At 61.0% G+C, this 25,497-nt stretch carries 22 protein-coding genes and 1 tRNA gene; 15 read left to right on the top strand and 8 right to left on the bottom strand.

What is annotated here, in order from left to right; genetic code table 11:
* Positions 1–41: 41 nt before the first annotated feature.
* Complete coding sequence (locus FIV38_RS25855; protein WP_029299078.1) at positions 42–1,475, bottom strand: M48 family metalloprotease; 1,434 nt, start codon at positions 1,473–1,475, stop codon at positions 42–44.
* Between the two features lie 95 nt (positions 1,476–1,570).
* Between FIV38_RS25855 and FIV38_RS25850 the strand changes: the two genes are divergently transcribed.
* Positions 1,571–1,810 carry a sulfurtransferase TusA family protein gene (locus tag FIV38_RS25850; protein WP_029299077.1) on the top strand — a complete coding sequence of 80 codons (240 nt, stop codon included), beginning with the start codon at positions 1,571–1,573 and terminating at the stop codon, positions 1,808–1,810.
* Between the two features lie 241 nt (positions 1,811–2,051).
* Here the strand turns inward: FIV38_RS25850 and FIV38_RS25845 are convergent, their stop codons facing one another.
* The gene (locus FIV38_RS25845; protein WP_092234288.1) at positions 2,052–2,525 is read right to left on the bottom strand and encodes a peroxiredoxin; all 474 of its coding nucleotides are present in this window, start codon (positions 2,523–2,525) and stop codon (positions 2,052–2,054) included.
* 11 nt (positions 2,526–2,536) lie between these two features.
* Positions 2,537–3,097, bottom strand: a complete 561-nt coding sequence (locus FIV38_RS25840) for a glycine cleavage system transcriptional repressor (RefSeq protein ID WP_029299075.1) — start codon at positions 3,095–3,097, stop codon at positions 2,537–2,539.
* Positions 3,098–3,357: 260 nt separating this feature from the next.
* Here FIV38_RS25840 and dapA point away from each other — a divergent pair, with 260 nt between their 5' ends.
* From dapA to FIV38_RS25780, 12 genes are all read left to right on the top strand, one after another.
* Positions 3,358–4,236 (top strand): 4-hydroxy-tetrahydrodipicolinate synthase, encoded by an 879-nt coding sequence (gene dapA, locus FIV38_RS25835; protein ID WP_070995812.1) that lies wholly within the window; start codon positions 3,358–3,360, stop codon positions 4,234–4,236.
* 17 nt (positions 4,237–4,253) lie between these two features.
* The gene (gene bamC, locus FIV38_RS25830) at positions 4,254–5,369 is read left to right on the top strand and encodes an outer membrane protein assembly factor BamC (RefSeq protein ID WP_029299073.1); all 1,116 of its coding nucleotides are present in this window, start codon (positions 4,254–4,256) and stop codon (positions 5,367–5,369) included.
* A gap of 4 nt (positions 5,370–5,373) precedes the next feature.
* A complete protein-coding gene (locus FIV38_RS25825; RefSeq protein ID WP_029299072.1) occupies positions 5,374–6,132 on the top strand; it encodes an MBL fold metallo-hydrolase in 759 nt (252 codons plus the stop codon).
* Positions 6,133–6,160: 28 nt separating this feature from the next.
* Positions 6,161–6,874 carry a phosphoribosylaminoimidazolesuccinocarboxamide synthase gene (purC, locus tag FIV38_RS25820; protein WP_003211975.1) on the top strand — a complete coding sequence of 238 codons (714 nt, stop codon included), beginning with the start codon at positions 6,161–6,163 and terminating at the stop codon, positions 6,872–6,874.
* An 83-nt stretch (positions 6,875–6,957) separates the two neighbouring features.
* Positions 6,958–7,047 (top strand) — tRNA-Ser (locus tag FIV38_RS25815).
* Between the two features lie 379 nt (positions 7,048–7,426).
* On the top strand, positions 7,427–8,680 hold the full coding sequence (locus tag FIV38_RS25810) for an OprD family porin (protein WP_092234291.1): 1,254 nt from the start codon (positions 7,427–7,429) through the stop codon (positions 8,678–8,680).
* Between the two features lie 57 nt (positions 8,681–8,737).
* Positions 8,738–10,102 carry a spinster family MFS transporter gene (locus FIV38_RS25805; protein ID WP_050493012.1) on the top strand — a complete coding sequence of 455 codons (1,365 nt, stop codon included), beginning with the start codon at positions 8,738–8,740 and terminating at the stop codon, positions 10,100–10,102.
* A 173-nt stretch (positions 10,103–10,275) separates the two neighbouring features.
* Positions 10,276–12,381, top strand: a complete 2,106-nt coding sequence (locus FIV38_RS25800) for a 3-hydroxyacyl-CoA dehydrogenase NAD-binding domain-containing protein (protein WP_092234294.1) — start codon at positions 10,276–10,278, stop codon at positions 12,379–12,381.
* A 40-nt stretch (positions 12,382–12,421) separates the two neighbouring features.
* Positions 12,422–13,618, top strand: coding sequence for an acyl-CoA dehydrogenase family protein (locus FIV38_RS25795; protein ID WP_092234297.1), 1,197 nt, complete (start codon positions 12,422–12,424; stop codon positions 13,616–13,618).
* Positions 13,619–13,630: 12 nt separating this feature from the next.
* Positions 13,631–14,770, top strand: coding sequence for an acyl-CoA dehydrogenase family protein (locus FIV38_RS25790; protein WP_092234300.1), 1,140 nt, complete (start codon positions 13,631–13,633; stop codon positions 14,768–14,770).
* Positions 14,771–14,801: 31 nt separating this feature from the next.
* Positions 14,802–15,551: an electron transfer flavoprotein subunit beta/FixA family protein gene (locus FIV38_RS25785; protein WP_092234303.1), complete on the top strand. Its 750-nt coding sequence runs from the start codon at positions 14,802–14,804 to the stop codon at positions 15,549–15,551.
* A 16-nt stretch (positions 15,552–15,567) separates the two neighbouring features.
* A complete protein-coding gene (locus FIV38_RS25780; protein ID WP_092237323.1) occupies positions 15,568–16,512 on the top strand; it encodes an electron transfer flavoprotein subunit alpha/FixB family protein in 945 nt (314 codons plus the stop codon).
* 49 nt (positions 16,513–16,561) lie between these two features.
* Here the strand turns inward: FIV38_RS25780 and FIV38_RS25775 are convergent, their stop codons facing one another.
* From FIV38_RS25775 to FIV38_RS25765, 3 genes are all read right to left on the bottom strand, one after another.
* Positions 16,562–17,350, bottom strand: a complete 789-nt coding sequence (locus FIV38_RS25775) for an IclR family transcriptional regulator (RefSeq protein ID WP_029299054.1) — start codon at positions 17,348–17,350, stop codon at positions 16,562–16,564.
* Positions 17,351–17,489: 139 nt separating this feature from the next.
* Positions 17,490–18,821, bottom strand: coding sequence for a hypothetical protein (locus tag FIV38_RS25770; RefSeq protein WP_235860996.1), 1,332 nt, complete (start codon positions 18,819–18,821; stop codon positions 17,490–17,492).
* Positions 18,818–19,246, bottom strand: a complete 429-nt coding sequence (locus FIV38_RS25765) for a PaaI family thioesterase (protein ID WP_092234306.1) — start codon at positions 19,244–19,246, stop codon at positions 18,818–18,820. Before FIV38_RS25765 ends, FIV38_RS25770 begins: the two co-directional genes overlap by 4 nt.
* Before the next feature lie 160 nt (positions 19,247–19,406).
* Here FIV38_RS25765 and FIV38_RS25760 point away from each other — a divergent pair, with 160 nt between their 5' ends.
* Together FIV38_RS25760 and FIV38_RS25755 are read left to right on the top strand one after the other, a co-directional pair.
* A complete protein-coding gene (locus FIV38_RS25760) occupies positions 19,407–20,939 on the top strand; it encodes a 3-hydroxyacyl-CoA dehydrogenase (RefSeq protein ID WP_092234309.1) in 1,533 nt (510 codons plus the stop codon).
* A gap of 2 nt (positions 20,940–20,941) precedes the next feature.
* On the top strand, positions 20,942–22,144 hold the full coding sequence (locus FIV38_RS25755) for a 3-oxoadipyl-CoA thiolase (RefSeq protein ID WP_092234312.1): 1,203 nt from the start codon (positions 20,942–20,944) through the stop codon (positions 22,142–22,144).
* A 404-nt stretch (positions 22,145–22,548) separates the two neighbouring features.
* Here FIV38_RS25755 and FIV38_RS25750 read toward each other — a convergent pair whose 3' ends face one another.
* On the bottom strand, positions 22,549–23,733 hold the full coding sequence (locus tag FIV38_RS25750) for an acetyl-CoA C-acyltransferase (protein ID WP_070996408.1): 1,185 nt from the start codon (positions 23,731–23,733) through the stop codon (positions 22,549–22,551).
* A 3-nt stretch (positions 23,734–23,736) separates the two neighbouring features.
* Positions 23,737–25,422, bottom strand: a complete 1,686-nt coding sequence (locus FIV38_RS25745) for a long-chain-fatty-acid--CoA ligase (protein WP_092234315.1) — start codon at positions 25,420–25,422, stop codon at positions 23,737–23,739.
* Positions 25,423–25,497 lie beyond the last annotated feature (75 nt).

Here is a 25,497-nt window from a genome sequence, read left to right as displayed (position 1 = left end):
TCTCGATAGTCGAGAGCGGGGCTTTTTTGTGGGCGCTGGGTTTAGCTCATCATGCCTTTGACAATGCGTTCCTGCTCGATCAACTCACGCTGGCGCGCATCGATGCGTGACGACAGCGGGAAATTGCTGCCGGCGCGGCGCTTGGCAAAGTCCAATTGCTGGATCGCTTGCTGGAAGTCGCCCACCAGCGCGAAGTACTCGGCGCGGGCTTGATGCAAGCCGATGATATTGCCGGACAGGCCACGAGTCTCGGCGACCTGATACCACACATCCGGATCATCGGAACGCGACTTGAGCAGACCTTCCAGGGCCTTTTCCGCGTCGGCCGTACGGTTCTGCTTGAGCAGCAGGTCCACGCGCACCTGGTTCAACGGGTAGTTGCTGGGGTACTGGGCCAGCATGCGATCGGTACGTTGCTGCGCGTCGGGCATGCGATTGTTGGTGATATCCAGCTCGATCTGCGCCAGGTTGTAGGTGATGTCGTTGGGCGCCTTGGCCAGCAGCGGCTTGAGGGTTTCCCGCGCCTCATTGAGTTGGGTGCCCTTGATCTGGGCGATGGCCAGGCCGTAGCGCGCCACATCGCTTTTCGGGTTCTCATCCAGTTGGGCGCGGAAGCGCTTGGCGGCCAGCCCAGGTGTGTCTTCGTAATACAGCTGGACCCGGGCGCGTATCAATTGATAGCGCAGGCTGTCTTCGGTGCCGCCGGTCTTGGCTTGCTCGGCGCGGTTACGGGTGTCGGCGATCCGCGATTCGGTGACCGGGTGCGTCAGCAGGAATTCCGGTGGCTTGGCATCGAAGCGGTATTGGCGCATCAAGCGCTCGAACATGGTTGGCATCGAGCGCGGGTCGTAGCCGGCCTTGACCATGTTGAGGATGCCGATGCGGTCGGCTTCCTGTTCATTCTGCCTGGAAAAGCGCCGTTGCTCCTGGATGGCCGCGGCCTGACTGCCGGCAATCGCAGCGATCCCTGCATCGCCTGCGCCGGCGGCTGCCGCGATAATCCCGCCGAGCAGCGCGGCCATCATCGGGATCTGCATCCGTTGCTGGGCTTCCACGCCACGGGCGAAGTGGCGTTGCGACAAGTGCGCCAGTTCGTGAGCCATGACCGAGGCGTATTCGCCTTCGGTCTGGGCATTGAGGAACAGGCCACCGTTGACCCCGACAATCCCGCCCGGTGCGGCAAATGCGTTAAGTTGCGGGCTATTGATCAGGATGAACTCCAGCCGCCGGTCATTGACCTGGCTGGTCTCCACCAGCTTGTAAACGCTGGTTTCGACGTAATCCTTGAGTTGCGGGTCATTGAGGACCGAGACCTGCCCGCGCAGGAATGCCAGCCAGGCCCGGCCCAGTTGGTGTTCCTGTTGTGGCGAGACAATGGCAGAACTGGCGTCGCCAAGTGACGGCAGATCGTCGGCGAAGCCTGGAGAGGCAAGCAGGCAAGCTAGCGTCAGCAGGGTAGGGCGCAAAAAAGTCATGCACAAAGCCTTTCGACAAAGACCTTACTGTAGCCGGACACTGAGCCTGGGACCAGATATTCTAAGCACCCCTTGATGCCGCCAGGAGCAAAACCATGACCGATGCTGTAAACCACGACGCCGAGCTCGATGCCAGCGGCCTGAACTGCCCGTTGCCATTGCTCAAGGCCAAGATGGAGCTCAATCGGCTGGCCAGCGGTGCGGTACTCAAGGTGATTGCCACGGATGCGGGTTCCCAGCGCGACTTCCGCACGTTTGCCAAGCTGGCGGGGCATGCGCTGTTGCACGAAGAGGCCGATAACGGTGTGTATCGTTACTGGTTGCGCAAGGCCTGATGGCCCCCTCGCGGCATAGGTATCTACACAACTTTGCCGCAACGCCTAAATCCAGGCAGATAGCGCAGTTGTGGCAAGCCCGCTTGCCACAGGAGAGTTCGTCAGTTTCTGAAAGTTGTGTAGATACCTATGCCCATCGCAGGCAAGCCCGGCTCCCACACTCACGAGTTGTCTGGTCGAGCACCGATCCAACGTAGGAACTGGCCTGCCAGCGATAGCTATCTAACGGCCACCCACAACATCAAGCCTTGTCCAGTGCCTGCGCCGCCGCCAAGACGGCATCCACATGCCCTGGCACCTTCACGCCGCGCCATTCCTGGCGCAGCACGCCATTTTTGTCGATCAGGAAGGTGCTGCGATCCACCCCCATGTATTCCTTGCCGTACAGCTTCTTCAGCTTGATTACATCAAACAGCTGGCAAACCGCTTCATCCTTGTCGCTGATCAGCTCGAAGGGGAAGGCCTGCTTGGCCTTGAAGTTCTCATGGGACTTCACGCTGTCCCGGGACACGCCAAACACCTCGGTGTTGGCGGCCTGGAAGGCAGCGTGCTGGTCACGGAAACCCTGGCCTTCAGTGGTGCAGCCTGGCGTGCTGTCTTTGGGGTAGAAGTAGATCACCACTTGCTTGCCCTTGAGTCCCGCGAGGCTGAACGTCTGCCCGCTGGTCGCCGGGGCTTGGAAATCGGCGACCGGTGTGTCGATGACTACCGCCATGGAAAACTTCCTTACATTGGGTTCTGTGGGCGCCAGGGTTCGATCAGTGCATCCAGGTTCAGCGCATCGGCGAAATCCAGGAACTGGTCACGCAACCAACTGATCTGCACGCCTGCCGGCAAGGTCACCGTAAAGGTGGCGTTGAGCATGGTGCCGCCGGTCTGAGGGGCCTGATAAGTGTCAAACGTCAGGTTTTCCAGTTCGACGTTATGGTCGATAAAGAACTGGCACAGTTCATTGACGATGTCCGAACGGTAGGCCGAACTGACGTAGGCCACATACGGTAGCGCCTGGGGACGGTTCTCCAGGGCGGCACTGCGCACCACATTGACGGTGAAGTCGTGCTTCTTGGCCAGGGTCGGCAAGCCGGCTTCCAGGCGCGCCAGGGCATCCCAGCTTCCGGAAATCTGCAGGACCAGCGCACTGCATTCGCCATGGCGAGTCAGGCGTGAGGTCACGACGGCGCAGCGGTTTTCATGGCTGGCGCGGCACAGGACGTTAGTCAGCTCCATGGGGTTGGCGCCAAGGGCACTGATAACAAGGAATTGTTCGCGGACTGTGGGGGTGGACATGCAGCATTCCTAAAGCGATGAGCGGTCGATACGAGCGTGCGGTACCGATCAAAGGATCAAGGGTAGCGAAAAGCGCCGCCAAGGGCTAGGACGTGGCGTTTTCATTGCATATTCAGTGGCAGTTGGCCGTGCTTTGGCCCAATGATGGCATTGCCGGCAACTAAGTTGATCCAGAACGCATCCTCAGAGGGTACTTCGCTTGTGCAAGCATCTTGGCGCCAGTACCATTACGGCTCTCTTTTTCCGGCAGGAGCGGTTGCATGATTGCGGGCAGTATGGTGGCACTGGTCACACCCATGGATGCACAAGGTAATCTCGACTGGGACAGCCTGGGCAAACTGGTGGACTTTCACCTGCAAGAAGGCACCAACGCCATTGTGGCCGTCGGCACCACGGGTGAATCGGCCACGCTTGATGTGGAAGAACACATCGAGGTGATCGAGTTTGTGGTCAAGCGCGTTGCAGGGCGTATCGCGGTCATTGCCGGTACGGGCGCCAACTCGACTCGCGAAGCGATCGAGCTGACCAAGAACGCCAAGAAAGCCGGTGCCGATGCCTGCCTGCTGGTGACGCCGTACTACAACAAGCCGACCCAGGAAGGCTTGTACCAGCACTTCAAGACCATCGCCGAAGCCGTCGACATCCCGCAGATCCTCTACAACGTGCCAGGGCGCACGGCGTGCGACATGCAGGCCGCGACCGTGATCCGCCTGTCGACCGTGCCGAACATCATCGGTATCAAAGAAGCCACGGGCGACCTGCAGCGCGCCAAGGACATCCTGGCCGGCGTGAGCAGCGACTTCCTGCTGTACTCCGGCGATGACGCCACGGCTGTGGAGCTGATCCTGCTGGGCGGCAAGGGCAATATCTCGGTAACCGCCAACGTTGCCCCGCGTGCCATGAGCCAGATGTGCGCCGCTGCCATCGCCGGCGACGCCGTGACCGCCCGCGCGATTCACGAAAAGCTGATGCCGCTCAACAAAACACTGTTCATCGAATCCAACCCTATTCCCGTGAAATGGGCGCTGCATGAAATGGGCCTGATGCCGGACGGTATCCGTCTGCCGCTCACCCAACTCAGCCCAGCCTGTCACGAACCGCTGCGACAGGCCCTGCGCCAGTCCGGCGTCCTGGTTTAATTGAGGAAGCACTACGCATGAAGCGATTGGCCGGACTTTCCGCACTTGCCTTGATTATCTCCAGCACCAGTGGCTGCGGTTGGATCTGGGGCCCGGAAGGCTACTTCCGTGACCGCGGCAGCGATTACCTGGAAGCACAACAAACCGCACCGATGCAATTGCCGCCGGACGTCAACGTCGCCAAGCGCCTTGACCCGTTGCTGCCGATCCCGCGCAACGTAGCCGACGACACCGTCAAGGGCGAGTACGAAGTACCGCGTCCACAACCGATTTCGGCCCTGGCCGATGCCAGCGACTACAGCCTGCAGAAAAGCGGCGATTCGCGCTGGATCATGGCCCAGCGCCCACCTGCCGAAGTCTGGCCGGTGGCGGTGCAGTTCTTCCAGGACAATGGCTTCCGTATCGACGAGCAACGCCCGCAGACCGGTGAATTCACCACCGCGTGGCAGCAGCCGAGTGAGCTGTCGGCCAACATGGCCAAGCGCTTGCAGGCGGGTGGCGTCGCCGCTGATGGCGAAAGCCGCATCCGCGTGCGCATCGAGCCAGGCGTGCAGCGCAATACCAGTGAAGTCTACGTGGTCAGCGCCGAGCGTCCTGCGGGTAGCACCGCCAACGTCGACTTCACCAACCGTTCGGTCAACAGCGGTGTCGATGCCGCGCTGGTCGACGAGATGCTTGCCAGCATGAGCCGCATCTCCGAGAAGGGCGGTTCCGTCTCGCTGCTCGCCGCCCGTGACTACGACACCCCTAGCCGTGTCAGCCTCACCGAAGACGGCAGCGGCAACGTTGTGCTCAACCTGGGTGAAGACCTGGACCGTGCCTGGGCCAGCGTCGGCCGTGCCCTGGAGCAAGGGCCATGGCGCGTCGAAGACATCAACCGCAGCCTGGGCCTGTACTACATCAACGTGGCAGAAAAGGCCGAGAAGAAAGACGAAGAACGTGGTTTCTTCAGCAAGTTGTTCGGCAGCGAGCCGACCAAGGAAGAGATCGAGACCCGCGCCGAGCGTTATCAAGTGCGCTTGAGCAAGGTCGGCGACAACGTGCAAGTCACCGTCGAGAAAAACATCAACACCGTGGCGCCAGCAGAAACGGCGCGCAAAGTGTTGGGCGTGATTCAGGACAACCTGGGCTGATCCGATGCGTTTTGCTGTTCTCGGCAGCGGTAGCCAAGGGAACGGCACGCTTGTAGCCCACGACGACACGTACGTCCTGGTGGATTGTGGTTTCTCCCTGCGGGAAACCGAGCGACGCCTGCTGCGCCTGGGGGTTCACCCCGCGCAGTTGAGCGCGATTCTAGTGACCCACGAACATGCCGACCACGTGCATGGCGTGGGTTTGCTGTCTCGGCGCTACAATCTTCCGGTGTACCTGAGTCGCGGCACCTTGCGCGGGATGCGCAAACCCATTGAACCCGCAGGTTTCCTGGCCGGTGGCGAGCAACTGCAGATCGGTGCCTTGAGCGTCGACGTGATTGCCGTGGCGCATGATGCCCACGAGCCCACGCAATATGTATTCAGTGACGGCGAGCGCCGCTTTGGCCTGCTTACCGACCTGGGTTCCTACTGTGCCAAGGTGCTGGAAGGCTATCGTGACCTCGATGCGTTGATGATCGAGTCCAACCATTGCCGTGACCTGCTGGCGCGCGGTCACTACCCGTACTTTCTCAAGCAACGGGTGGGTGGCGAGCTGGGACATTTGAACAACCACCAGGCGGCGTACCTGGTGTATGAGTTGGGCTGGCAAGACCTGCAACACCTGGTCCTGGCCCACCTGAGCAGCAAGAACAACCTGCCGCAGCTTGCCCGGCAATGTTTTGTCGACACCCTCGGGTGCGACCCGGACTGGCTGCAACTGGCCGATCAAGATTCAGGGCTTGACTGGCGACATATCGCCTAGCCCATCTACTTACCAAGCGGAGCCCATCATGGAAAAACGTGAAGAACTCTACCGCGGCAAAGCCAAGTCGGTTTACAAGACCGACGACGCCAACCGCTTGATCCTGCTGTTTCGCAACGACACCTCGGCGTTCGATGGCAAGCGCATCGAACAGCTCGACCGCAAGGGCATGGTGAACAACAAGTTCAACGCCTTCATCATGCAGAAACTCGAAGCTGCCGGCATTCCGACCCAATTCGACAAACTGCTGGGCGACAACGAATGCCTGGTGAAAAAACTCGACATGATCCCGGTCGAGTGCGTCGTGCGTAACTACGCAGCCGGCAGCCTGGTCAAGCGCCTGGGCGTGGAAGAGGGCCTCAAGCTTAACCCTTACACGTTCGAACTGTTCCTCAAGGACGACGCCAAGGGCGACCCGTTCATCAACGAATCCCACGTCGTGGCATTCGGCTGGGGCACTGCTGAACAGCTGGCACGCATGAAAGAACTGTCGCTCAAGGTCAACGACGTCCTGAGCAAACTGTTTGACGATGCTGGCCTGCTGCTGGTGGACTTCAAACTGGAATTCGGCGTATTCCACGACGGCTCCATCGTCCTGGGCGACGAATTCAGCCCAGACGGCTGCCGCCTGTGGGACAAGGACACTCGCAAGAAGATGGACAAAGACCGCTTCCGCCAGGGCCTCGGTGACGTTATCGAAGCCTACGAAGAAGTCGCCAACCGTCTCGGCGTACCGCTGTAATCGACGCAAGCATCTGATAGCACGGAAAAAAATCCACTGAGAGCTTTGCTTCCCAGTAACAGGCTGTTATGATGCGCGCCGTTGGAGAGATGCCAGAGTGGCCGAATGGGACGGATTCGAAATCCGTTGTACCTTCACCGGTACCTAGGGTTCGAATCCCTATCTCTCCGCCATTACATAGAAAAGCCCCGCAGATTAATTTCTGCGGGGCTTTTTCGTTTCCGTCTCCCTCTCTTCCAACGCCTGCCTCCCCAGTTTTGCCACCCTGTTTTGACGATTTCTCCCCAGCGTTTTGCCTGGCGAAACACTTCCAACAATCGCTCCCCGGTTTTCATTCAGGTAAACCCATAAAAAACAATCACATACACATTTTGTGATTTTTTTTTCCCGTCAGCCCTTTACTTAAAATTGGTGAAATGCTTATATTTTGTTGTTAATTCAAAATACAGTTCCGCACAGCGAAATTGATTGAATTGTCAAAGCTGTAGCGTTCCTTCGTCCTTGGCGAGGGGCGAGGGACTTCACACATAACAACAAAAATAGGGCTGCATCATGGAGCGCCATTCCTGCGTCATTGCTACGTGTCTCCTGGTTTCCATTGTGCCTGCGTCGGCGTATGCGGACTTTTTCGCAGACAGTAAGGCCAGCGTCGAGCTGCGTAATTTTTACATCAATCGCGATTACAGCCAGGCCAGCACCACCCAGTCCAAGCAGGAAGAGTGGGCCCAGGGCTTTTTGCTGCGTTACGCATCTGGGTTTACCGCGGGCCCTGTGGGTTTTGGGCTGGATGCGATCGGTTTGGTTGGCGTGAAGCTCGACTCCAGCCAGGACCGTGCCGGTTCCGGTTTGTTGCCTCGCCAGCGAGATGGCCGGGCGGTGGATGAAAGAGGCTCCCTGGGCCTGACGGCCAAGGTGCGGGCGTCCAAGAGTTTGCTCAGGATCGGGACCTTGCATCCGCGCCTGCCGGTTGTTCAGTTCAACGACACCCGCTTGTTGCCGCAGACGTTCGAAGGCGTACATCTGAATTCCCAGGAGTTCGCCAACACCACCCTTGATGCGGGGCAGATCCGCCAGGTGACCCAGCGCGATTCCACGAACCGCGAAGACCTGACGCCGTCAGTGGCCAACGCCAAGGGCATTCGTGTCAGCAAAGGCGCCAGCACTGATGAGTTCAACTTCGCAGGCGTCGGTTACAAGTGGAGCAACCAGTTAAGTGGCAGCTACTTCTACGGTGAACTCGACCGTTTTTACCGCCAGCACAATTTCAGCCTGTTGCATGTGCTGCCACTTGGGGAAGGGCAGTCGCTCAAGAGTGACTTGCGTTATGCCAGGTCCTACAACGAAGGCCAGAGCAATATCGATAACACTGCCGTGTCAGCGATGCTCACCTACAGTCTGGGCGGCCACGCGTTTGGTCTGGCCTATCAGAAGATGAGTGGCGACACTGGCTACGCCTATATCCATGGCGCCGATGCGTTCTTGCTCAACTTTATTTCCAACAACGATTTTGCCAACCGGGATGAGATGTCCTGGCAGGCTCGCTACGACTTCAATTTTGCCGCTGTGGGTATTCCGGGCCTGACCTTCATGACCCGTTACGTCTACGGCAGCGATATTGAGTTGGGCGCTGGCAAGCCGACGGGCTCTGAGTGGGAGCGCGATACGGACATTGCCTACGTGTTCCAGGACGGTTCGTTGAAAAATCTGGGGGTGAAATGGCGTAACTCGTCTTTGCGCATGAATCACTTTGGCAGTGATCTGGACGATAACCGCCTGATCATCAGTTACACCCTGCCACTCCTGTAGTCGAGTCGGTGACAGCCCGCCAGGCGGGTCTATAACAACAATGAGGTCGTAGCGGCTATGAAGAACGCACTTTATCCATCACGTATACGCGCCTGGTTCACCGTCAGCATACTGATGCTGGCCTACGTTTTATCCTTCGTGGACCGGCAGATTCTCAACCTGCTGGTGGGACCGATCCGTCACGACATGGATATCAGTGACACGCAGATGAGCCTGTTGATGGGGCTGTCGTTTGCGATTTTCTACACCCTCTGTGGCATCCCGCTGGGGCGGATTGCCGACAGCAAGAGCCGGCGTAACCTGCTGATGTGCGGGATCCTGGTGTGGAGCGGCATGACGGCCGCTTGCGGGATGGTCAAAGGTTACTGGCAGTTCCTTTTTTGCCGGATTGGCGTGGCAGCAGGCGAAGCCTCCTTGGCGCCCTGTGCTTACTCGATGATCTCCGACAGTTTCACCCCTGAGCGTCGCGGTACGGCGTTCAGCGTGTATTCGACGGCGATTTACCTGGGTTCGGGCGTTGCCCTGTTGTTGGGCGGGGTGGCGGTGCACTTTGCTACCAGCCAGGGTGATATGACATTGCCGCTTATCGGCACGGTGCGCCCGTGGCAAATGGTGTTCCTGATTCTCGGCGCGGTTGGCGTGGTCTTCTCCCTGTGCTTGCTGTTGTTGCGCGAGCCGGTGCGCCATGGCGTGGGGGCGGGCCTGGAGCTGCCGTTTTCGGAGTTCGTCGATTACCTGCGTAAAAACCGCCGCACCATGCTTTGCCATAACCTGGGCTTTGCTTGCCTGACGTTTACGGCCTACGGCAGCAGTGCCTGGATCCCGACATTTTTTGTGCGCTCGTTCGACATGAGCGTACCTGAGGTCGGGGTGATCTACGGCAGTATGCTGGCGATCTGCGGCTCCCTTGGCTTGTTGGTGGGCGGCCGGTTGTGCGACTGGCTGATCAAGCGCGGTCACCGCGATGCTCCCCTGCGTATCGCAATCCTGGCTGCTGTGCTGACCTTGCCGTCGAACTTGGGCTATTTGGTGGATGACAAGAACCTGGCCCTGGTGATGATGGCCCTTCACGTGTTTACCGTGAGCATGCCCTTTGGCGTCGGTCCTTTGGCCGTGCAAGAAGTGGTGCCCAGCCCGATGCGTGGGCAGGCCTCGGCGCTTTATCAGTTTGCCGTGACCCTGATCGGCCTGGGGATTGGCCCGACGGCCGTGGCCTTGGGTACCGATTATGTGTTCGGCAGCGACTCGGCGCTGCGCTACTCGCTGGCAGTGGTGACGGGCGTTTCGCTGGTGCTGGCAGTGGTGATTCTGATGAGCGGCCTGCGGTCGTATCGCGAGAGCCTGGAGCGTCTCAAAAGCTGGGCGCCCAAGGATCCCACGCTGGTGGTCCCTGGGCGGCAGGTGCCAGCGGCTGACGCTTGAGTCAGCAATTTCTCGCGCTCGATCAAGCTGGCACCCCCGTGGGGTGTCGGCTTTTTTTTCGTCGGAAATCTTTCCAGAAACCGTTTGCCAAAACATGGCTCTTTGATAAAATCGATCCACATGTTCCGCAATGCGGAACATGGTTTCAATAAAAACAAGATATCGAGGTTCAGATGAATTCCAGCGTGAGCTACGAGCGCCAAGGCGAGATTGCACTGATCACCCTGAACAACCCGCCGGTCAATGCCCTCGGTCAAGCCGAGCGTGAAGGTCTGTTGCGCGCCTTGCACCAGGGCCAGATCGACACGCAGGCCAAGGTGTTGGTGTTGCTGTGCGCTGGCCGCACTTTCATTGCCGGGGCTGATATCAAGGAATTCGGCAAGCCGCCTCAGGCGCCGAGCCTGCCGGAAGTGGTCAACGCCTATGAACAAAGCGACAAACCCTGTGTCGCGGTGATTCACGGCACGGCCCTGGGAGGAGGCCTGGAAATGGCCCTGGGTTGTCACTATCGAATTGCCCGCCGCGATGCCAAGGTCGGCCTGCCGGAGGTCAAGCTCGGGTTGCTGCCGGGCGCGGGCGGCACCCAGCGCTTGCCCCGTCTGGCCGGTGTGGCCAAGGCCCTGGAGATGATTGTCTCCGGCCAGCCCATCAACGCCACTCACGCCCGGGAACATCACATTGTCGATGAACTGTTCGACGGTGATCCTCGCACCGCCGCCATCGCCTTTGCCCAACGCATGCTGGATAACGGCCTGGGTGTGCGGCGCACCGGTGAACAAACCGCCGCCCTCAAGGGCGCGGACAACGCCGCGTTGATCGCCGCCAAACGCGTGGAGGTCAGCCAGCGTTTGCCGGGGTTCTTTTCCCCTCCACGCTGCGTCGCGGCGGTCGAGGCGGCGACCTTGCTGCCACTGGCCGAAGGCTTGCAGCGCGAGCGCGCACTGTTCCAGGAGTGCCTGGCCTCTGAGCAGCGTGCGGCGCTGGTACACGCCTTTTTTGCCGAGCGCCAATGTGCCCAGATCGACGACCTGCCCAAGGACACGCCCGTGCGTAACGTTGAACGCGTCGGGGTGATCGGTGGCGGCACCATGGGCGTGGGCATCGCCTTGAGTTTTGTCAGCGCCGGCATTGCCGTGCTGCTCTTGGAAGTCGATGAGCCGGCTCTGCAGCGGGCATTGCAGCGTGCCCGTGAGACCTGCGAAGCCAGTGTCGCCCGTGGCAGCTTGAGCCCTGCCGTGATGGAGCAGCGTTTGGCGCTGCTGCATGGCGGGGTGGACTACAGCGAGTTGGCCACTGCCGATCTGGTCATCGAGGCGGTGTTTGAAAGCCTGGAGGTCAAGCGCCAGGTGTTTGAACGCCTGGATCTGGTCTGCAAACCCGGCGCGATCCTCGCCAGCAATACTTCGTCACTGGACCTGGACGTCATCGCCGGCTTCACTTCGCGGCCTCAGGATGTGGTGGGCCTGCACTTTTTCAGCCCGGCCAACGTCATGCGCCTGCTGGAAGTCGTGCGCGGGCGGCACACCGCTCTCGACGTGTTGGCCACCGTCATGCAATTGAGCAAAAAGCTCAACAAGATTGCCGTGGTGGTAGGCGTCTGTGACGGGTTTGTCGGTAACCGCATGATCTTCCAGTATGGCCGCGAGGCCGAGTTCCTGTTGGAGGAGGGCGCCACTCCCGAGCAAGTCGACGGGGCCTTGCGCACCTTCGGCATGGCCATGGGCCCCAATGCCATGCGGGACCTGTCGGGGCTGGATATCGGCTGGAGCATCCGCCAGCGCCAGCGCGCCACGCTGCCCGCGAACTATCCGTTGCCCGGCGTCCTCGACGCGTTGTACGCGGCCGGCATGCTCGGCCAGAAGACCGGCAAGGGCTTCTACTGTTACGCCCCCGGCTCCCGCCGTCCCGAGCCCAACCCTGAACTGTTGCCGCTGCTGCAAGCCGTCTCCCGCGACAAAGGCATCGAGCGCCGCGCCCTGACTGATGAATACATCGTCGAACGCTGCCTGTTCGCCTTGATCAACGAGGGCGCAAAAATCCTTCAGGAAGGCATCGCCCGACGTAGCAGCGACATCGATGTCATCTACCTCAATGGCTATGGTTTTGCCGCCTGGCGAGGCGGGCCGATGTTCTATGCCGACAGCCTTGGCCTGGACAAGGTACTGGCCCGTATTCGCGAGTTCCACCAACGCTTCGGCGCCTGGTGGGAGCCCGCGCCGCTGCTGGAAAAACTGGCGGCAGAAGGGCGGCGCTTCGCTGACTGGAAACTGGATTCATAACGGCCTGCTTCACGGTCTATCAATGGCTTGGAGAAACAACATGGATATTCATTTTACCGCTGAAGAACTGGCGTTTCGTGATGAAGTCAGGGCCTTCTTGAAGAACAAACTGCCCCAGGACCTGGCCGACAAAGTGCGCCTGGGCAAGCCCTTGTCCAAGGATGATCACCTGCGCTGGCAGGCAATCCAGAACGCGCAGGGATGGTACGCCACCCATTGGCCAGTGGCCTTTGGCGGCACCGGCTGGGGTGCTGTGCAAAAGCATATCTTTGATGAGGAATGCGCACTGGTGGGCGCTCCGCGCAGCATTCCGTTCGGGGTCAACATGGTGGCGCCGGTGCTGATCAAGTTCGGCACGCCGCAGCAACAAGACCACTACTTGCCACGCATCCTCAACGGTACCGATTGGTGGTGCCAGGGCTACTCCGAGCCAGGCGCCGGCTCTGACCTGGCCTCGCTGAAAACCCGCGCGGTGCGCGAGGGCGACTATTACATCGTCAATGGCCAGAAGACCTGGACCACCCTGGGCCAGCACGCCAACATGATTTTCTGCCTGGTGCGCACCGACCCACAGGCGCAGAAGCAGCGGGGTATTTCCTTTCTGCTGATCGATATGACCAGCCCGGGTATCAGCGTGCGGCCGATCATCACCCTGGACGGCGAGCACGAGGTCAACGAGGTGTTCTTCGACAACGTCAAGGTGCCCGTAGCGAACCTGGTGGGCGAAGAAAACCAAGGCTGGACATGCGCCAAATACCTGCTCACCTACGAGCGCACCGGCCTTGCGGGAATCGGTGCATCGAAAGCGGCGCTGGCCCACCTCAAGCGCATTGCCCGCAAGCAGATGAGCGAAGGTCGGCCGATATTCGACGACCCGCTGTTTCGCGCCCAGGTCGCAGAGTTGGAAATGCAACTCATGGCTGCCGAAATGAGCACGCTGCGCACCCTGGCTGCGGCCAAGGACGGCGGGGTGCCGGGGGCAGAAAGTTCGATCCTCAAGGTCAAGGGCACTGAAGTCCGCCAGGCCATCAGCCACTTGCTGCGCAAGGTGATCGGGCCGTACGCGTTGCCGTTTCTGGAAGAAGAGTTGGGCCTGGATTACCCGGGCGAACCCCTGCACGCCGACTACAGCGTGGCGTTGGCCAGCCAGTATTTCAACCTGCGCAAGCTGTCGATCTTCGGCGGTTCCAACGAAATCCAGAAAAACATCGTCGCCAAGATGATTCTCGAACTGTAAGGGGCTCTGACCATGGACTTCAAACTGACCGAAGAGCAGCAAATGCTGCAAGACACAGCGACACGCCTGGTACGCGACGCCTACAGCTTCGAGGCGCGTGAGCACTATGCCCAGAGCGACGCGGGTTTCAGCCTGGCCTTCTGGCAGCAGTTGGGTGAGTTGGGGCTGACAGCAGTGCCGTTTCCCGAGGACTTGGGCGGTTTTGGCGGGGGCGGCGTCGACACGATGCTGCTGATGACCGAATTCGGCCGAGGCTTGTGCCTGGAACCCTATGTGGAGTCGGTGATTTATGCGGGCGGCTTGCTGATGCAGCTCGGCAGTCCGGCCCAGCAAAACCTGTTGCAACAAGTGGCCAGCGGTCAATTGCTGCTGGCCACGGCCTTTGAAGAACCACAGAGTCACTACCATCTGAACGATGTGCAGACCCGTGCCGAACAGACGGCCGAGGGCTGGACACTGACCGGCAGGAAAGCGGTGGTGATAGGTGGGCACCAAGCCGGCTTGATTCTGGTCAGCGCGCGGATCAGCGGTGACAGTCGCGATGAGCACGGCCTCGGCCTGTTCCTGGTCGATCCGCAGGCCGCTGGCGTCGAGCGCCGCACCTATCCCACGGTGGATGGCCGCAAAGCCTGCGACCTTTACCTGGACAAGGTGACCGTCTCTGCCGATCAGGTATTGGGTGAGCCGGGCCAGGCACTGGCAGCGTTGCGTTATCAGCAAGGGCGCGCCATTGCCGCACAGTGCGCCGATGCCCTGGGCAGCATGCAGGAAGCCTGTCGCCTGACCCTCGACTACCTGAAGACGCGCCAGCAGTTTGGTGTGGCAATTGGGCAGTTCCAGGTGCTGCAGCACCGTATGGTCGACATGCGCACTGAACTGGAACAGGCCACCAGCATGGCCATCCTGGCCGCGTGCTACTGCGATGAAGCGCACAGCCTTGAACGCACCCGGACCCTGGCCGCCGCCAAGTTCATCGTCACCCGCGCCGCGCGCAACATCGCCGAGCAGGCGATCCAGCTACACGGCGGGATTGGCATGACTTGGGAATATTCCCTGGCGCACCACGCCAAACGCCTGGTGATGCTTAGCCATCAGTTCGGTGATGACGACCATCACCTCAAGGCCTATGCCGCGTTGCTCGATGCCGCATGAACCGCCCATTTTTCACTCTGAGGGAGTCCTTATGAAAGTCCTCGTCGCAGTCAAACGAGTGGTCGATTACAACGTGAAAGTTCGCGTCAAGGCGGACAATTCCGGCGTCGATCTGGCTAACGTCAAAATGTCGATGAACCCCTTCTGCGAAATCGCCGTGGAAGAGGCCGTACGTTTGAAGGAAAACGGTAAAGCCACTGAAATCGTCGTCGTTTCCGTAGGGCCATCCACTGCTCAAGAACAGTTGCGTACTGCTCTGGCGCTGGGTGCTGATCGCGCCGTACTCGTCGAATCCGCTGAAGAACTGACCTCGCTGGCCGTTGCCAAGCTGCTCAAGGCCGTTGTCGACAAGGAACAGCCGCAACTGGTGATCCTTGGCAAACAGGCCATCGACAGCGACAACAACCAGACTGGCCAGATGCTGGCTGCACTGACCGGTTACGGCCAGGGCACCTTCGCTTCCAAAGTCGAAGTCAGCGGCGACAGCGTTGCCGTGACCCGCGAAATCGACGGCGGCGCGCAGACGGTTTCCCTGAAACTGCCGGCCATCGTCACCACCGACCTGCGTTTGAACGAGCCGCGTTATGCGTCCCTGCCAAACATCATGAAAGCCAAGAAAAAGCCTCTCGAAGTGCTGACTCCGGATGCTTTGGGCGTTTCCACTGCCTCCACCAACAAGACCGTCAAAGTCCAAGCGCCAGCTGCACGCAGCGCGGGTATCAAGGTCAAGTCGGTGGCTGAACTGGTCGAGAAACTGAAAAACGAAGCGAAGGTGCTTTGAATTGGAGAGCCTGATCATGACTATCTTGGTAATCGCCGAACACGACAACAAGGTGCTGGCCCCGGCCACCCTGAACACCGTTGCTGCTGCCGCCAAAATCGGTGGCGACATCCACGTACTGGTCGCTGGTCAAGGCGCTGGCGCCGTGGCTGAAGCCGCAGCAAAAGTCGCGGGCGTGAGCAAAGTACTGCTGGCCGATAACGCTGCCTACGCGCACCAGTTGCCGGAAAACGTTGCCCCTCTGATTGCTGCTCTTGGTTTAGAGGCGGGAGGCTCTGGCTACAGCCACATCCTGGCTGCCGCCACTTCCAACGGCAAAAACATCCTGCCACGCGTTGCTGCGCAGTTGGACGTTGACCAGATCTCCGAGATCGTTTCGGTCGAAAGCGCCGACACCTTCAAGCGCCCGATCTACGCCGGTAACGCCATTGCCACCGTGCAATCGACTGCTGCCGTCAAAGTCATCACCGTGCGTGCTACCGGTTTCGACCCAGTTGCCGCCGAAGGTGGTTCGGCTGCCGTTGAAGCAGTTGCTGCTGCCCACGATGCTGGCACTTCCAGCTTTGTTGGCGAAGAACTGGCCAAGTCCGACCGTCCTGAGCTGACCGCTGCCAAGATCGTCGTTTCCGGCGGACGTGGCATGCAGAACGGTGACAACTTCAAGCACCTGTACGCCCTGGCCGACAAGCTGGGCGCGGCAGTCGGCGCTTCGCGCGCGGCGGTCGACGCAGGCTTCGTACCCAACGATATGCAGGTCGGCCAGACCGGCAAGATCGTGGCGCCACAGCTTTACATCGCCGTCGGCATCTCCGGCGCGATCCAGCATTTGGCCGGTATGAAGGATTCCAAAGTGATCGTTGCGATCAACAAGGACGAAGAAGCACCGATCTTCCAGGTGGCTGATTACGGCCTGGTGGCGGACTTGTTCGAGGCGGTTCCCGAGTTGAGCGCTAGCCTGTAGATGGCTCATGCAGGCGCGATCAGTTGCGCGCCTGCATGAGCAATGGCGATCAGGCGCCCAGGCTTTCGATGTCCCTGGCCAGCATCACCAGTTGATGCGCCAGGGAGCTTTGCAGGGTGTCGGTAGGCAGCTGGAACTTCGGCGCGCCACAGGTCAGGGCCATGATGCTGCCGTCGGCCAGGCGCAGCGGAACGCCTGCGGCGTTGACGTTGCGGTCCCACTCGCCGAGGGACAGGCAAAAACCGAACTCTTCATACTCGCGGAACGACTCGTTCAACGAGATTTCCAGGGCCGGCCATTCGTCACCGGCTTTCTTGGCTATTTCGCCGATCAGATGCGCCCGCTCGTTTTCCGGCGTGGCGGCCAGGTAGGCGCGACCTGCGGCAGTGGTGCTCAACGGCAGGCGCACACCGGCTTCCATACGCAGGCTGGCGACGTCGGGTGGGCGGCAGCTTTCCACGTAGATCATCGACAGGCGGTCGCGGCAGGTGAGGCCAACGGTGGTGTTGGTGCGCCGTGCGAACTCGTCCATCAGCGGCTTGCCCAACTGGCGCACCCGCAGGTTGTTGACGTAGGCGTAACCCAGGGCCAGCACCCCCGAGTCCAGTTGGTACTTTTCCACGTCCTGGTTGTAGCTCAGGTAGCCAAGCTGCGTCAGGGTGTAGGTCAGGCGCGAAACCGTGGGCTTGGGCAGGCCGGTAATCCGCGCAATGTCCTGGTTGCCACGGGTGACGTTGCCGTGGGTGAACGCGCGCAGCACTTCGAGACCGCGACTCAGGGCTTCGACGAATTTCCGGTCCTTGGGTTCGTTCTCGGGCGTTTCGATTTCTTCAGTCATGGAGGCTCGTGTGGGCAGCGGACAGGCAGTGGAAGAGGTTAGTCGATAATGCCCGGCAGTGTGGGCAGTAACCGTCGCGATTTCAATGCAACGACTTATATAGTCGCGCAAAGTGGCAGCATAGCGGAATCCTGTTCCGCTAGTGGAACCATTGCACGACCCACGACAGGGCCAGCAACACCGGAATGGCGATCAGCGCGAAACGGCCATTCCAGGTGAGGACAATCGTCCACGCCGAGGTGCCAGCCGTGCGCGCCAGGATCAGCACCGCAGGCCCAAAGGGCGAGAGCAGCATCGCCAGGGAAAACGCGCAGACCAGGCTGACGGCAGGCCCCAATGGGTTGATGCCGGCCACCTGCAATTGGGCCAGCAAGCCGGCACAAATGCTCAGGGTGATAATCGGCGCAATACCGACCAGGGCGAGCCCCACCACGCCCAGCAACGCCATGCATTGCACCCAGAAAACCTGAGAGGAGCCACCGAGCAACGGCACCACCTGCTCCAGGGAAACCAGTTGATTGAACAGCGCACCGAACAGCGCCGAACAGCCAAATATAAAAATCTCATTACGCATGCCGGCCAGATGCTCGGCCAATTCGTCGTAGGCCTTGCGCGGGCTTTCGAGGAACAGCCAGCCGCTGACCAGTAGCGGCACCACCATCAGCGATGCCTGGGTGATGTTCAGCCAACTCAGGCTGGCCAGCGCCACAATCGCACCAATGCCCACGGCGGTGCCGAGCGCCAGCGGGTTGAGAGACGCGGCGGGGATTTCGGGTGATTCGTCGACCAGGGTCTGCAAGTGGCGGTTTTCCGTGCGTGCGCCAATGAGCATGAGCAGCACCGTGGCGATCACCCCGTAAGGCAGCAGGTCGGCCCAGGCCAGGCTCGGCACTTCACGGGTGATGATCGCCACGACAATACTGGTCGGCGCAACCAACGGCACCAGGGCAAAACCGCGAATGGCAGCGGTCAGCACGCCGCGCTGGCCATCACGCCGGCCCGGATGATCCGGCGCAAACGGCTGCAGGTAGCTGTGCAGGGTCGAGCACATCAGGTTGAGCATGCCGAAACTGAGGATTGACCCCAGTCCCAATGCGGCCAGCAGATAGCGCGGATAGAGCAGCGAACGTGGTCCACGCAACAGAAAACGATGCACCTCCCGCAGTGCCGGCAGGCGCTTGACCAGGCAGCCCATCAGCCCCAATCCACCAATGAACGCTGCGTAATAGGCGCCAGCGCTGCTCATGCGCTGGACGGCGGGCAGATCCAGCGGGGCCTTGAGCAGCCAGATCGCGAGCAACACCAGCGTCGCCAGGCCCAGGCGCCGAGGGTAGGGCATGAGCGACTGCCAGTGGCGGATAAAAAACAACCCGAACAGCAGCGCCGCGATCAGGCTGAACGCACTGGTACGCGTGCCCAGGGCAACCAGTTCGCAGAGCAGGGCCAGTGGCAGCAGGCGTGTCAGCTTCACGCGGGCAGGCGGCGCAGGCGGCTACGCTTGAACACACCTTCGGCGCTGGCCAACAGGTGGTCCTCGGCATCGAGCACATCACACGCGGCCATGTAGATTTTCGGCCCGCCGCCCCGGACCCGGGCGACGACCCGAACCCGACTGCCTGCGGGGGCGGGAGCCATGTAGTTGATGTTCAGTGACAGGGTCAGGGACAAGCGCCACAGGTCCGGGTCGATGTTCCAGGTGCCGCACATGCCCAGCGCCGCGTCGGCCATGGCGGCAATCACACCGCCGTGCAGGTTGCCGGCCTGGTTGAGATGCTCGGGGCGCACCTGCAGCGCGATGACGGTTTGCGCCTGGCCGTATTCAACCAGATCAAGGCCCAGGTACGCGGCGAATCCACTGAACAGGCCTTGCAGGTCGGCGGGTGGTGAGACGGTCATGGTGTGTTCTCTTTTTGTTATGGGTGAACGGCGGCACTTGCTATGCACGGTATGTTCCGCAAAGAGCCTTTTTTAGATTGAAGTTGAGCCTGACAATAATTAGTATTCTAGTCAATACGGAATTAGGTTCTGCACAGCGAAACATAAAATCGGAGAAACCATGTTTTCACGTATCGGTGTGATTGGCAGCGGCGCCATGGGCCGTGGCATTGTTCAAGTGTTTGCGACGTCAGGCTGTGAGGTGCTGCTGTATGACGTGCGCCCTGAAGCGGTCGAACAGGCGCTGAGCTTTAACAAAGACCTGTTGGAGCGCCAGGTGGCCAAGGGCAAGCTCAGCCCCGAGCAGTTGGCGCAGACGCTGGCGCGCATGCAGCCTGCTGCCAGCCTGGAAGCCTTGGCCGGTTGCGATCTGTTGATCGAAGCCATCGTCGAGAATCTGGAGGCCAAGCAAGGGCTGTTTCGCCAGTTGGAAGCCATCGTTGCGCCGAGCGCGGTATTGGCTACCAACACGTCGTCGCTGTCCGTCACGCAGATCGCCAGCGGATGCCAGCACCCCGAGCGGGTTGCCGGTTTTCACTTCTTTAACCCCGTACCGCTGATGAAGATCGTCGAGGTAGTGCGCGGCGAACGTACCCAGGTGCAGGTGGTGGAGCGCCTGTGTGCGCTGGCCGAGGCGGCTGGTCACTTTGCGGCTCAGACCCCAGACACGCCGGGCTTTCTGGTCAACCATGCCGGTCGTGCCTATGGCACTGAAGCGTTGCGTATCCTTGGCGAGAACATTGCCGATTTCGAGCAGATCGACCGCATCTTGCGCGATGGCCCGGGGTTTCGCATGGGGCCGTTCGAGCTTTTTGACCTCACCGGCCTGGACATCTCCCATGGCGTGATGGAGTCGATCTACGCGCAGTTTTATGGTGATCCGCGTTATACCCCGTCTTACCTGGCGGCCCAGCGGGTGGCCGCAGGTTTGCTGGGGCGCAAGAGTGATGGGCAGGGCTTTTACCGCTATGTCGATGGTCAGCAACTGCGTTCGCCGCAGCCCCAACGCGCGCATGTGTCGGTTGACCGCAGCTTCTGGCTCGACAGCCAGGATGCGCAGGTGAGGGGTGAAGTGGCAGCCTTGCTCGGCGCCGGTGGGGCGATGCTCGAAGAGGCCGCTCAACCCTCGGCCAATGCGATCTGCCTGATCACCCCGCTGGGGGAAGATGCCAGCAGCGTGATCGCGCGCCAGGGGTTGCCCGCCGAGCGCACCCTGGCCCTGGACACCTTCTGCGACTTCTCCAAACGCCTGGTGTTGATGCGCCAGCCTGCGCTGGACCCGGCATTCGAAGCCCAGGCGGTTCAGGCCTTGGGCAGCAACGGGGTACCGGTGGAAGTGATCAATGACTCACCCGGTTTCATCATCCAGCGGGTAGTGGCAAGCGTGGCCAACCTGGGAGCGGAAATCGTCCAGCGCGGCATCGCCACCCCGGCCACCCTCGACCGCGCGGTGATGCTGGCGCTGGGTTATCCGCGCGGCCCACTGGCCTTCGCCGAGTTCTATGGCGCCGACAAAATCCTCGCCGTGCTGCGTGGCATTCAAGGCTGCTATGAGGAGCCGCGCTACCGTCCCAGCCCCTGGCTGCGTCGCCGGGTCCAGTTGGGCCTGAGCCTGCAAACTCCCGATCAACCCTCTGCCGTGCAGGAGCAATAACCATGTCTGCTTATATCTATGATGGCCTGCGTACACCTTTTGGCCGCAGCGCCGGCGCCTTGGCCAGCGTGCGCCCCGATGACTTGCTGGGTGAGGTCATCCGCGCCCTGGTGGCGCGTAGCCCGTTCGCTGCCGAGGACTACGAAGACGTCGTGGCGGGCTGTGCCTGCCAGGCCGGTGAAGATGCGCGCAACGTCGCCCGCAATGCGGCCTTGCTCGCGGGTTTGCCATTGACCACCGGTGGCTTGACGGTCAACCGCTTGTGCGGCTCGGGGCTGGCGGCGGTGCTGGATGTGAATCGGATGATCCGGTGCGATGAAGGCCAGCTGTTTATCGCCGGCGGCACCGAGAGCATGAGCCGTGCGCCGTTTGTTGTCGGCAAGAGCGAGGCGGCCTTCTCCCGGGCGTTCCAGGTTTTTGACAGCAGTATCGGTGCACGTTTTCCCAACCCGCGGATCGAGGCTGAATTCGGCGCCGACAGCATGCCGCAGACCGCCGATAACATTGCGCACGATCTGGGTATCAGCCGTGGCGACAGTGATGCGTTCGCGGCGCGCAGCCAGGCGTTGTATGCCAAGGCGCTGGCCGAGGGTTTTTACGAGGAGGAACTGCTGCAGGTCCTGGTGCCCCAGGGGCGCAAGTTGCCGCCCAAGGCGGTGGTCGCTGATGAGCATCCACGGCCGAGCACCGATGAACCCGCGCTGGCCCGTCTGGGGGCGCTGTTCGAGGGCGGCGTGGTCACGGCAGGTAATGCCTCGGGGATCAACGATGGCGCGGCGGCGCTGATTATGGGCAACCGCGCTATCGGTGAGCGTCACGGGCTCAAGCCACGGGCACGGATCGTGGCCGGTGCGGTCGCGGGGGTCGCACCACGGGTGATGGGCCTGGGGCCGGTACCGGCGATTCGCAAGGTCTTGGCGCGTGCCGGGCTGAGCCTGGCGGATATGGACGTGATTGAAATCAACGAAGCCTTCGCCACCCAGGTACTGGGGTGCGCCAAGGAGTTGGGCCTGGCCTTCGACGACCCACGCTTGAATGCCCAGGGCGGTGCCATCGCCATCGGCCACCCGCTGGGCGCCTCCGGTGCCCGCTTGGCCCTGACCGCCTTGCGCAGCCTGGAGCGCCAACAAGGGCGCTACGCATTGGTGAGCCTATGCATCGGGATTGGCCAGGGCATTGCCTGCGTGATCGAACGGCTTGACTGAAACCACCGCATGCAAATGCGGACTTGTTGTGGCGAGCGGGCTTGTCGGAACGCCGCATCGCCCGCGTTGGGTGGCGGAGTCGCCCCAAAACCTGCCGGCTCGGTATGCCTGAAACAACCGCGGTGCCTGGAGTGGGGCTGCTACGCAGCCCAGCGCGGGCGATGCGGCGTTCCGACAAGCCCGCTCGCCACAGGGTAGGTCTTCAGTTTCAGACCTATGGTCATCCCAGGCAAGCCAGCTCCTCCATGTGATGGGGGGGGGCAAAGACTCTGCGCCTGGCACAGATCCCCTGTGGGAGCGGGCTTGCCCGCGAAAGCGGTGGGTCAGAAAAATAGATTCTGACTGACCCACCGCTTTCGCGAGCAAGCTCCCACACAGATGCAGCTTCGCACGCTGGTTCTGCGTCAGACCACCTCGAACAACCCGGCAGCGCCTTGCCCGCCGCCGATGCACATGGTCACCACCACATATCTGGCGCCGCGCCGTTTGCCTTCGATCAGGGCATGGCCGGTCAGGCGTGAGCCGGTGACGCCATAAGGGTGGCCGATGGAGATGGAACCGCCGTTGACATTCATCTTCTCCAAGGGAATGCCAAGCTTTTCCCGGCAGTAGATCACCTGCGAAGCGAAGGCCTCGTTGAGCTCCCACAGGTCGATATCGTCGATCTTCAGCCCGTTGCGCTTGAGCAGGCGCGGGATGGCATAGACCGGGCCAATGCCCATTTCGTCCGGCTCGCAACCGGCCACGGCAAAACCCCGGAAAATCCCCAGCGGCTCGAGGTTATTGCGTTCGGCGTAGAGGCTGTCCATGACCAGGCACACCGATGCCCCATCGGACAATTGGCTGGCATTGCCCGCCGTGATGAATTGCCCGGCTCCGCGCACCGGCTCCAACAGAGCCAGGTTTTGCAGGGTGGTGGAGGGGCGGTTGCATTCGTCTTGGGTGAGGGTGACGGGCTGCTCGCTGACCTCGCCGCTGTGTTTGTCCTTGACCAGCATGTGCGTGGTGAAAGGGACAATCTCGGCATCAAACAAACCGGCGGCCTGGGCCGCGGCGGTGCGCTGCTGGCTGAGCAGGGCGTATTCGTCCTGGGCCTCGCGGCTGATGTTGTAGCGATGGGCAACGATGTCGGCGGTTTCAATCATCGACAGGTAAAGCTCGGGTTTGTGCTCCAGCAGCCATGGGTTCTGACTGCGATAGGTATTGAGTTTGTCGTTTTGCAGCAGGCTGATGGATTCCACGCCGCCAGCGATCATCGCCGGGACTTTTTCCGACACGATACGTTGTGCCGCGAGGGCGATGGCTTGCAGCCCCGAGCTGCAAAAACGGTTGATCGACAAACCCGCAGTGGTGGTAGGCAACCCGCCACGGATGGCCGCCAGGCGTGCCATGTTCTTGCCCTGGGCGCCTTCCTGGAACGTCGCGCCGAGGATCACATCCTCAATCAGCCCTGGATCAATCCCGGCACGGGCCACGGCCTGTTGGATCACATGCCCGGCCAGGTCGATGCTGTGGGTGTTGTTCAGGGCGCCCCGGTAGGATTTGCCCAGGGCGGTACGCGCGGTGGAGACAATAACGGCGTCAGACATCAATCAGCTTCCTGTGCCAGTAACGGTGGGGGTGTGGGCGGCCCATTCTTCATCCTGCAATTGGCGCCAGAGCAGTTTGCCGGCACCGGATTGCGGCAGGTGCTCGCGAAACTCAATGGTGACGGGGACTTTGTAGGCCGACATGTTGGCCTTGCACCACTCGATGATGTCGCTGGCCGTGGTGCCCTGTTGTCCGGGGTGCAGGGTCACCAGGGCTTTGACCGCTTCCCCTCGGCGTGCGTCGGGGGAGGAGATGACGCAGCACTGCTTGATCGCCGGATGGCGGTACATCAGGCTTTCGACTTCCGAAGGCCAGACCTTGTAGCCGGAGGCGTTGATCATGCGTTTGATGCGGTCGACCATGAAGAAGTAGCCGTCTTCATCGTAGTAGCCGAGGTCGCCGGTGCGTAGGAAGCGTTTACCTTCCAGTTCGATAAAGGCTTTTTCGGTGTCCTGCGGGAGTCGCCAGTAGCCTTTGAACACCTGCGGGCCCCGGCAGACAATTTCGCCCACTTCGTGGGGCGCCAGCTCCAGGCCGGTGGTGCTGTCGATCACGCGCGAGTCGACGTCGAACGCCGGAATGCCCAGGCATTGGGATTTGCTGCGCGCCTTGGGGTTCATATGGGTCGCGGCCATGGTTTCGGTCATGCCGTAGCCTTCGATGTAGTCCAGGCCCAGCAACTGCTTGAGCTTGTCCTTGACCGGGCCGGGCATCGCCGCGCCGCCGCCGCCAATGTAGTTGAGGCTCGACAGGTCATAGCGGTCGAGCCCGTCCTGGGTCAGGAAATCCACGGCCATGGTGACGATATTGGACCAGTTGCTGACGCGATATCGCTGCATCAACTGGGCGGCGACTTCACGGTTCCAGCGGGTCATGACCACCACACAGGCGCCACTGAAAATCGGCCCGTTCATCGACGATTGCATACCGGCGACATGGAACAGCGGCAGGGTGGTCAGCACCACGTCTTCGCAATTGCGGTTGGTCCAGGCCTGGCGGTGCACCGTCGTCGCCATCACCGACCCATGGGTATGCAGGCAGCCCTTGGGTACGCCGGTGGTGCCTGAGCTATAAGGCATCACGCAGTGATCGTCGGCGTCACTCAGGTGGGGGCCGGGGCGTTGCCCGCAATCGAGGGCGGCCTGCCAGCGTGTCACACCCGGCAACGTTGCCGTTTCAACCGGGGCCAGCAACTCGGGCGGCAGGGGCAGGTTGGTGGGTGTACGCAGGTACTCGGAGTAGGCCGTGGTCAATACGTGGCGCAGCTTGAAGCGGCCGAGCAGCGGCGTGACAAACGGCGCGAGATCCTGGGCGCAGACGACGATCTCGCCGTCAGTATCGTGCAGGTAGTGTTCCAGCTCGCTGGCGCGGCTCATGGGGTTGAGCGGTACCACCATGGCATCGGCGCGCAGCGCGGCGTAGTAGGTGATGATGAACTGCGGCGAGTTCTGCATGAACAACAGGACTCGGTCCCCGCGCTTGACCCCCTGGGATTGGAAATACCCGGCCAGCCGCTCGACCTCATCAAGCAACTGGGCGTAGGTGATGAGGGTGTCGTAGTAGATGATCGCGGTCTTTTGCGGATAACGCCGGGCAGAGATTTCCAGGTTACAGAACAGGCTGGTATCCGGCAGTGTCAGGTGGTGGGGCGCACCCTCCGGCCAATGGGGCAGGTGACGGTTGAACATTCTAAAACCCTATTGTTATGAGTCTGGGTTAATCGATATGCGGGCGGTATGGCGGTGCCATCTCGCTGGAGATTT

Source organism: Pseudomonas proteolytica, assembly GCF_007858275.1.
Taxonomy (GTDB): Bacteria; Pseudomonadota; Gammaproteobacteria; order Pseudomonadales; family Pseudomonadaceae; genus Aquipseudomonas; species Aquipseudomonas proteolytica.
Note: the sequence above shows the minus strand (reverse complement) of the source record. Positions and strands in the feature narration are given on the sequence as shown.

Coding starts and splice junctions, on each gene's coding strand:
- FIV38_RS25755 (WP_092234312.1), top strand. CDS start 20,942: ATGTCTGCTTATATCTATGATGGCCTGCGTACACCTTTTGGCCGCAGC.
- dapA (WP_070995812.1), top strand. CDS start 3,358: ATGATTGCGGGCAGTATGGTGGCACTGGTCACACCCATGGATGCACAA.
- FIV38_RS25790 (WP_092234300.1), top strand. CDS start 13,631: ATGGACTTCAAACTGACCGAAGAGCAGCAAATGCTGCAAGACACAGCG.
- FIV38_RS25780 (WP_092237323.1), top strand. CDS start 15,568: ATGACTATCTTGGTAATCGCCGAACACGACAACAAGGTGCTGGCCCCG.
- FIV38_RS25810 (WP_092234291.1), top strand. CDS start 7,427: ATGGAGCGCCATTCCTGCGTCATTGCTACGTGTCTCCTGGTTTCCATT.
- FIV38_RS25855 (WP_029299078.1), bottom strand. CDS start 1,475: ATGACTTTTTTGCGCCCTACCCTGCTGACGCTAGCTTGCCTGCTTGCC.
- purC (WP_003211975.1), top strand. CDS start 6,161: ATGGAAAAACGTGAAGAACTCTACCGCGGCAAAGCCAAGTCGGTTTAC.
- FIV38_RS25760 (WP_092234309.1), top strand. CDS start 19,407: ATGTTTTCACGTATCGGTGTGATTGGCAGCGGCGCCATGGGCCGTGGC.
- FIV38_RS25840 (WP_029299075.1), bottom strand. CDS start 3,097: ATGTCCACCCCCACAGTCCGCGAACAATTCCTTGTTATCAGTGCCCTT.
- FIV38_RS25750 (WP_070996408.1), bottom strand. CDS start 23,733: ATGTCTGACGCCGTTATTGTCTCCACCGCGCGTACCGCCCTGGGCAAA.
- FIV38_RS25745 (WP_092234315.1), bottom strand. CDS start 25,422: ATGTTCAACCGTCACCTGCCCCATTGGCCGGAGGGTGCGCCCCACCAC.
- FIV38_RS25800 (WP_092234294.1), top strand. CDS start 10,276: ATGAATTCCAGCGTGAGCTACGAGCGCCAAGGCGAGATTGCACTGATC.
- FIV38_RS25765 (WP_092234306.1), bottom strand. CDS start 19,246: ATGACCGTCTCACCACCCGCCGACCTGCAAGGCCTGTTCAGTGGATTC.
- FIV38_RS25805 (WP_050493012.1), top strand. CDS start 8,738: ATGAAGAACGCACTTTATCCATCACGTATACGCGCCTGGTTCACCGTC.
- FIV38_RS25785 (WP_092234303.1), top strand. CDS start 14,802: ATGAAAGTCCTCGTCGCAGTCAAACGAGTGGTCGATTACAACGTGAAA.
- FIV38_RS25845 (WP_092234288.1), bottom strand. CDS start 2,525: ATGGCGGTAGTCATCGACACACCGGTCGCCGATTTCCAAGCCCCGGCG.
- FIV38_RS25775 (WP_029299054.1), bottom strand. CDS start 17,350: ATGACTGAAGAAATCGAAACGCCCGAGAACGAACCCAAGGACCGGAAA.
- FIV38_RS25850 (WP_029299077.1), top strand. CDS start 1,571: ATGACCGATGCTGTAAACCACGACGCCGAGCTCGATGCCAGCGGCCTG.
- FIV38_RS25825 (WP_029299072.1), top strand. CDS start 5,374: ATGCGTTTTGCTGTTCTCGGCAGCGGTAGCCAAGGGAACGGCACGCTT.
- bamC (WP_029299073.1), top strand. CDS start 4,254: ATGAAGCGATTGGCCGGACTTTCCGCACTTGCCTTGATTATCTCCAGC.
- FIV38_RS25795 (WP_092234297.1), top strand. CDS start 12,422: ATGGATATTCATTTTACCGCTGAAGAACTGGCGTTTCGTGATGAAGTC.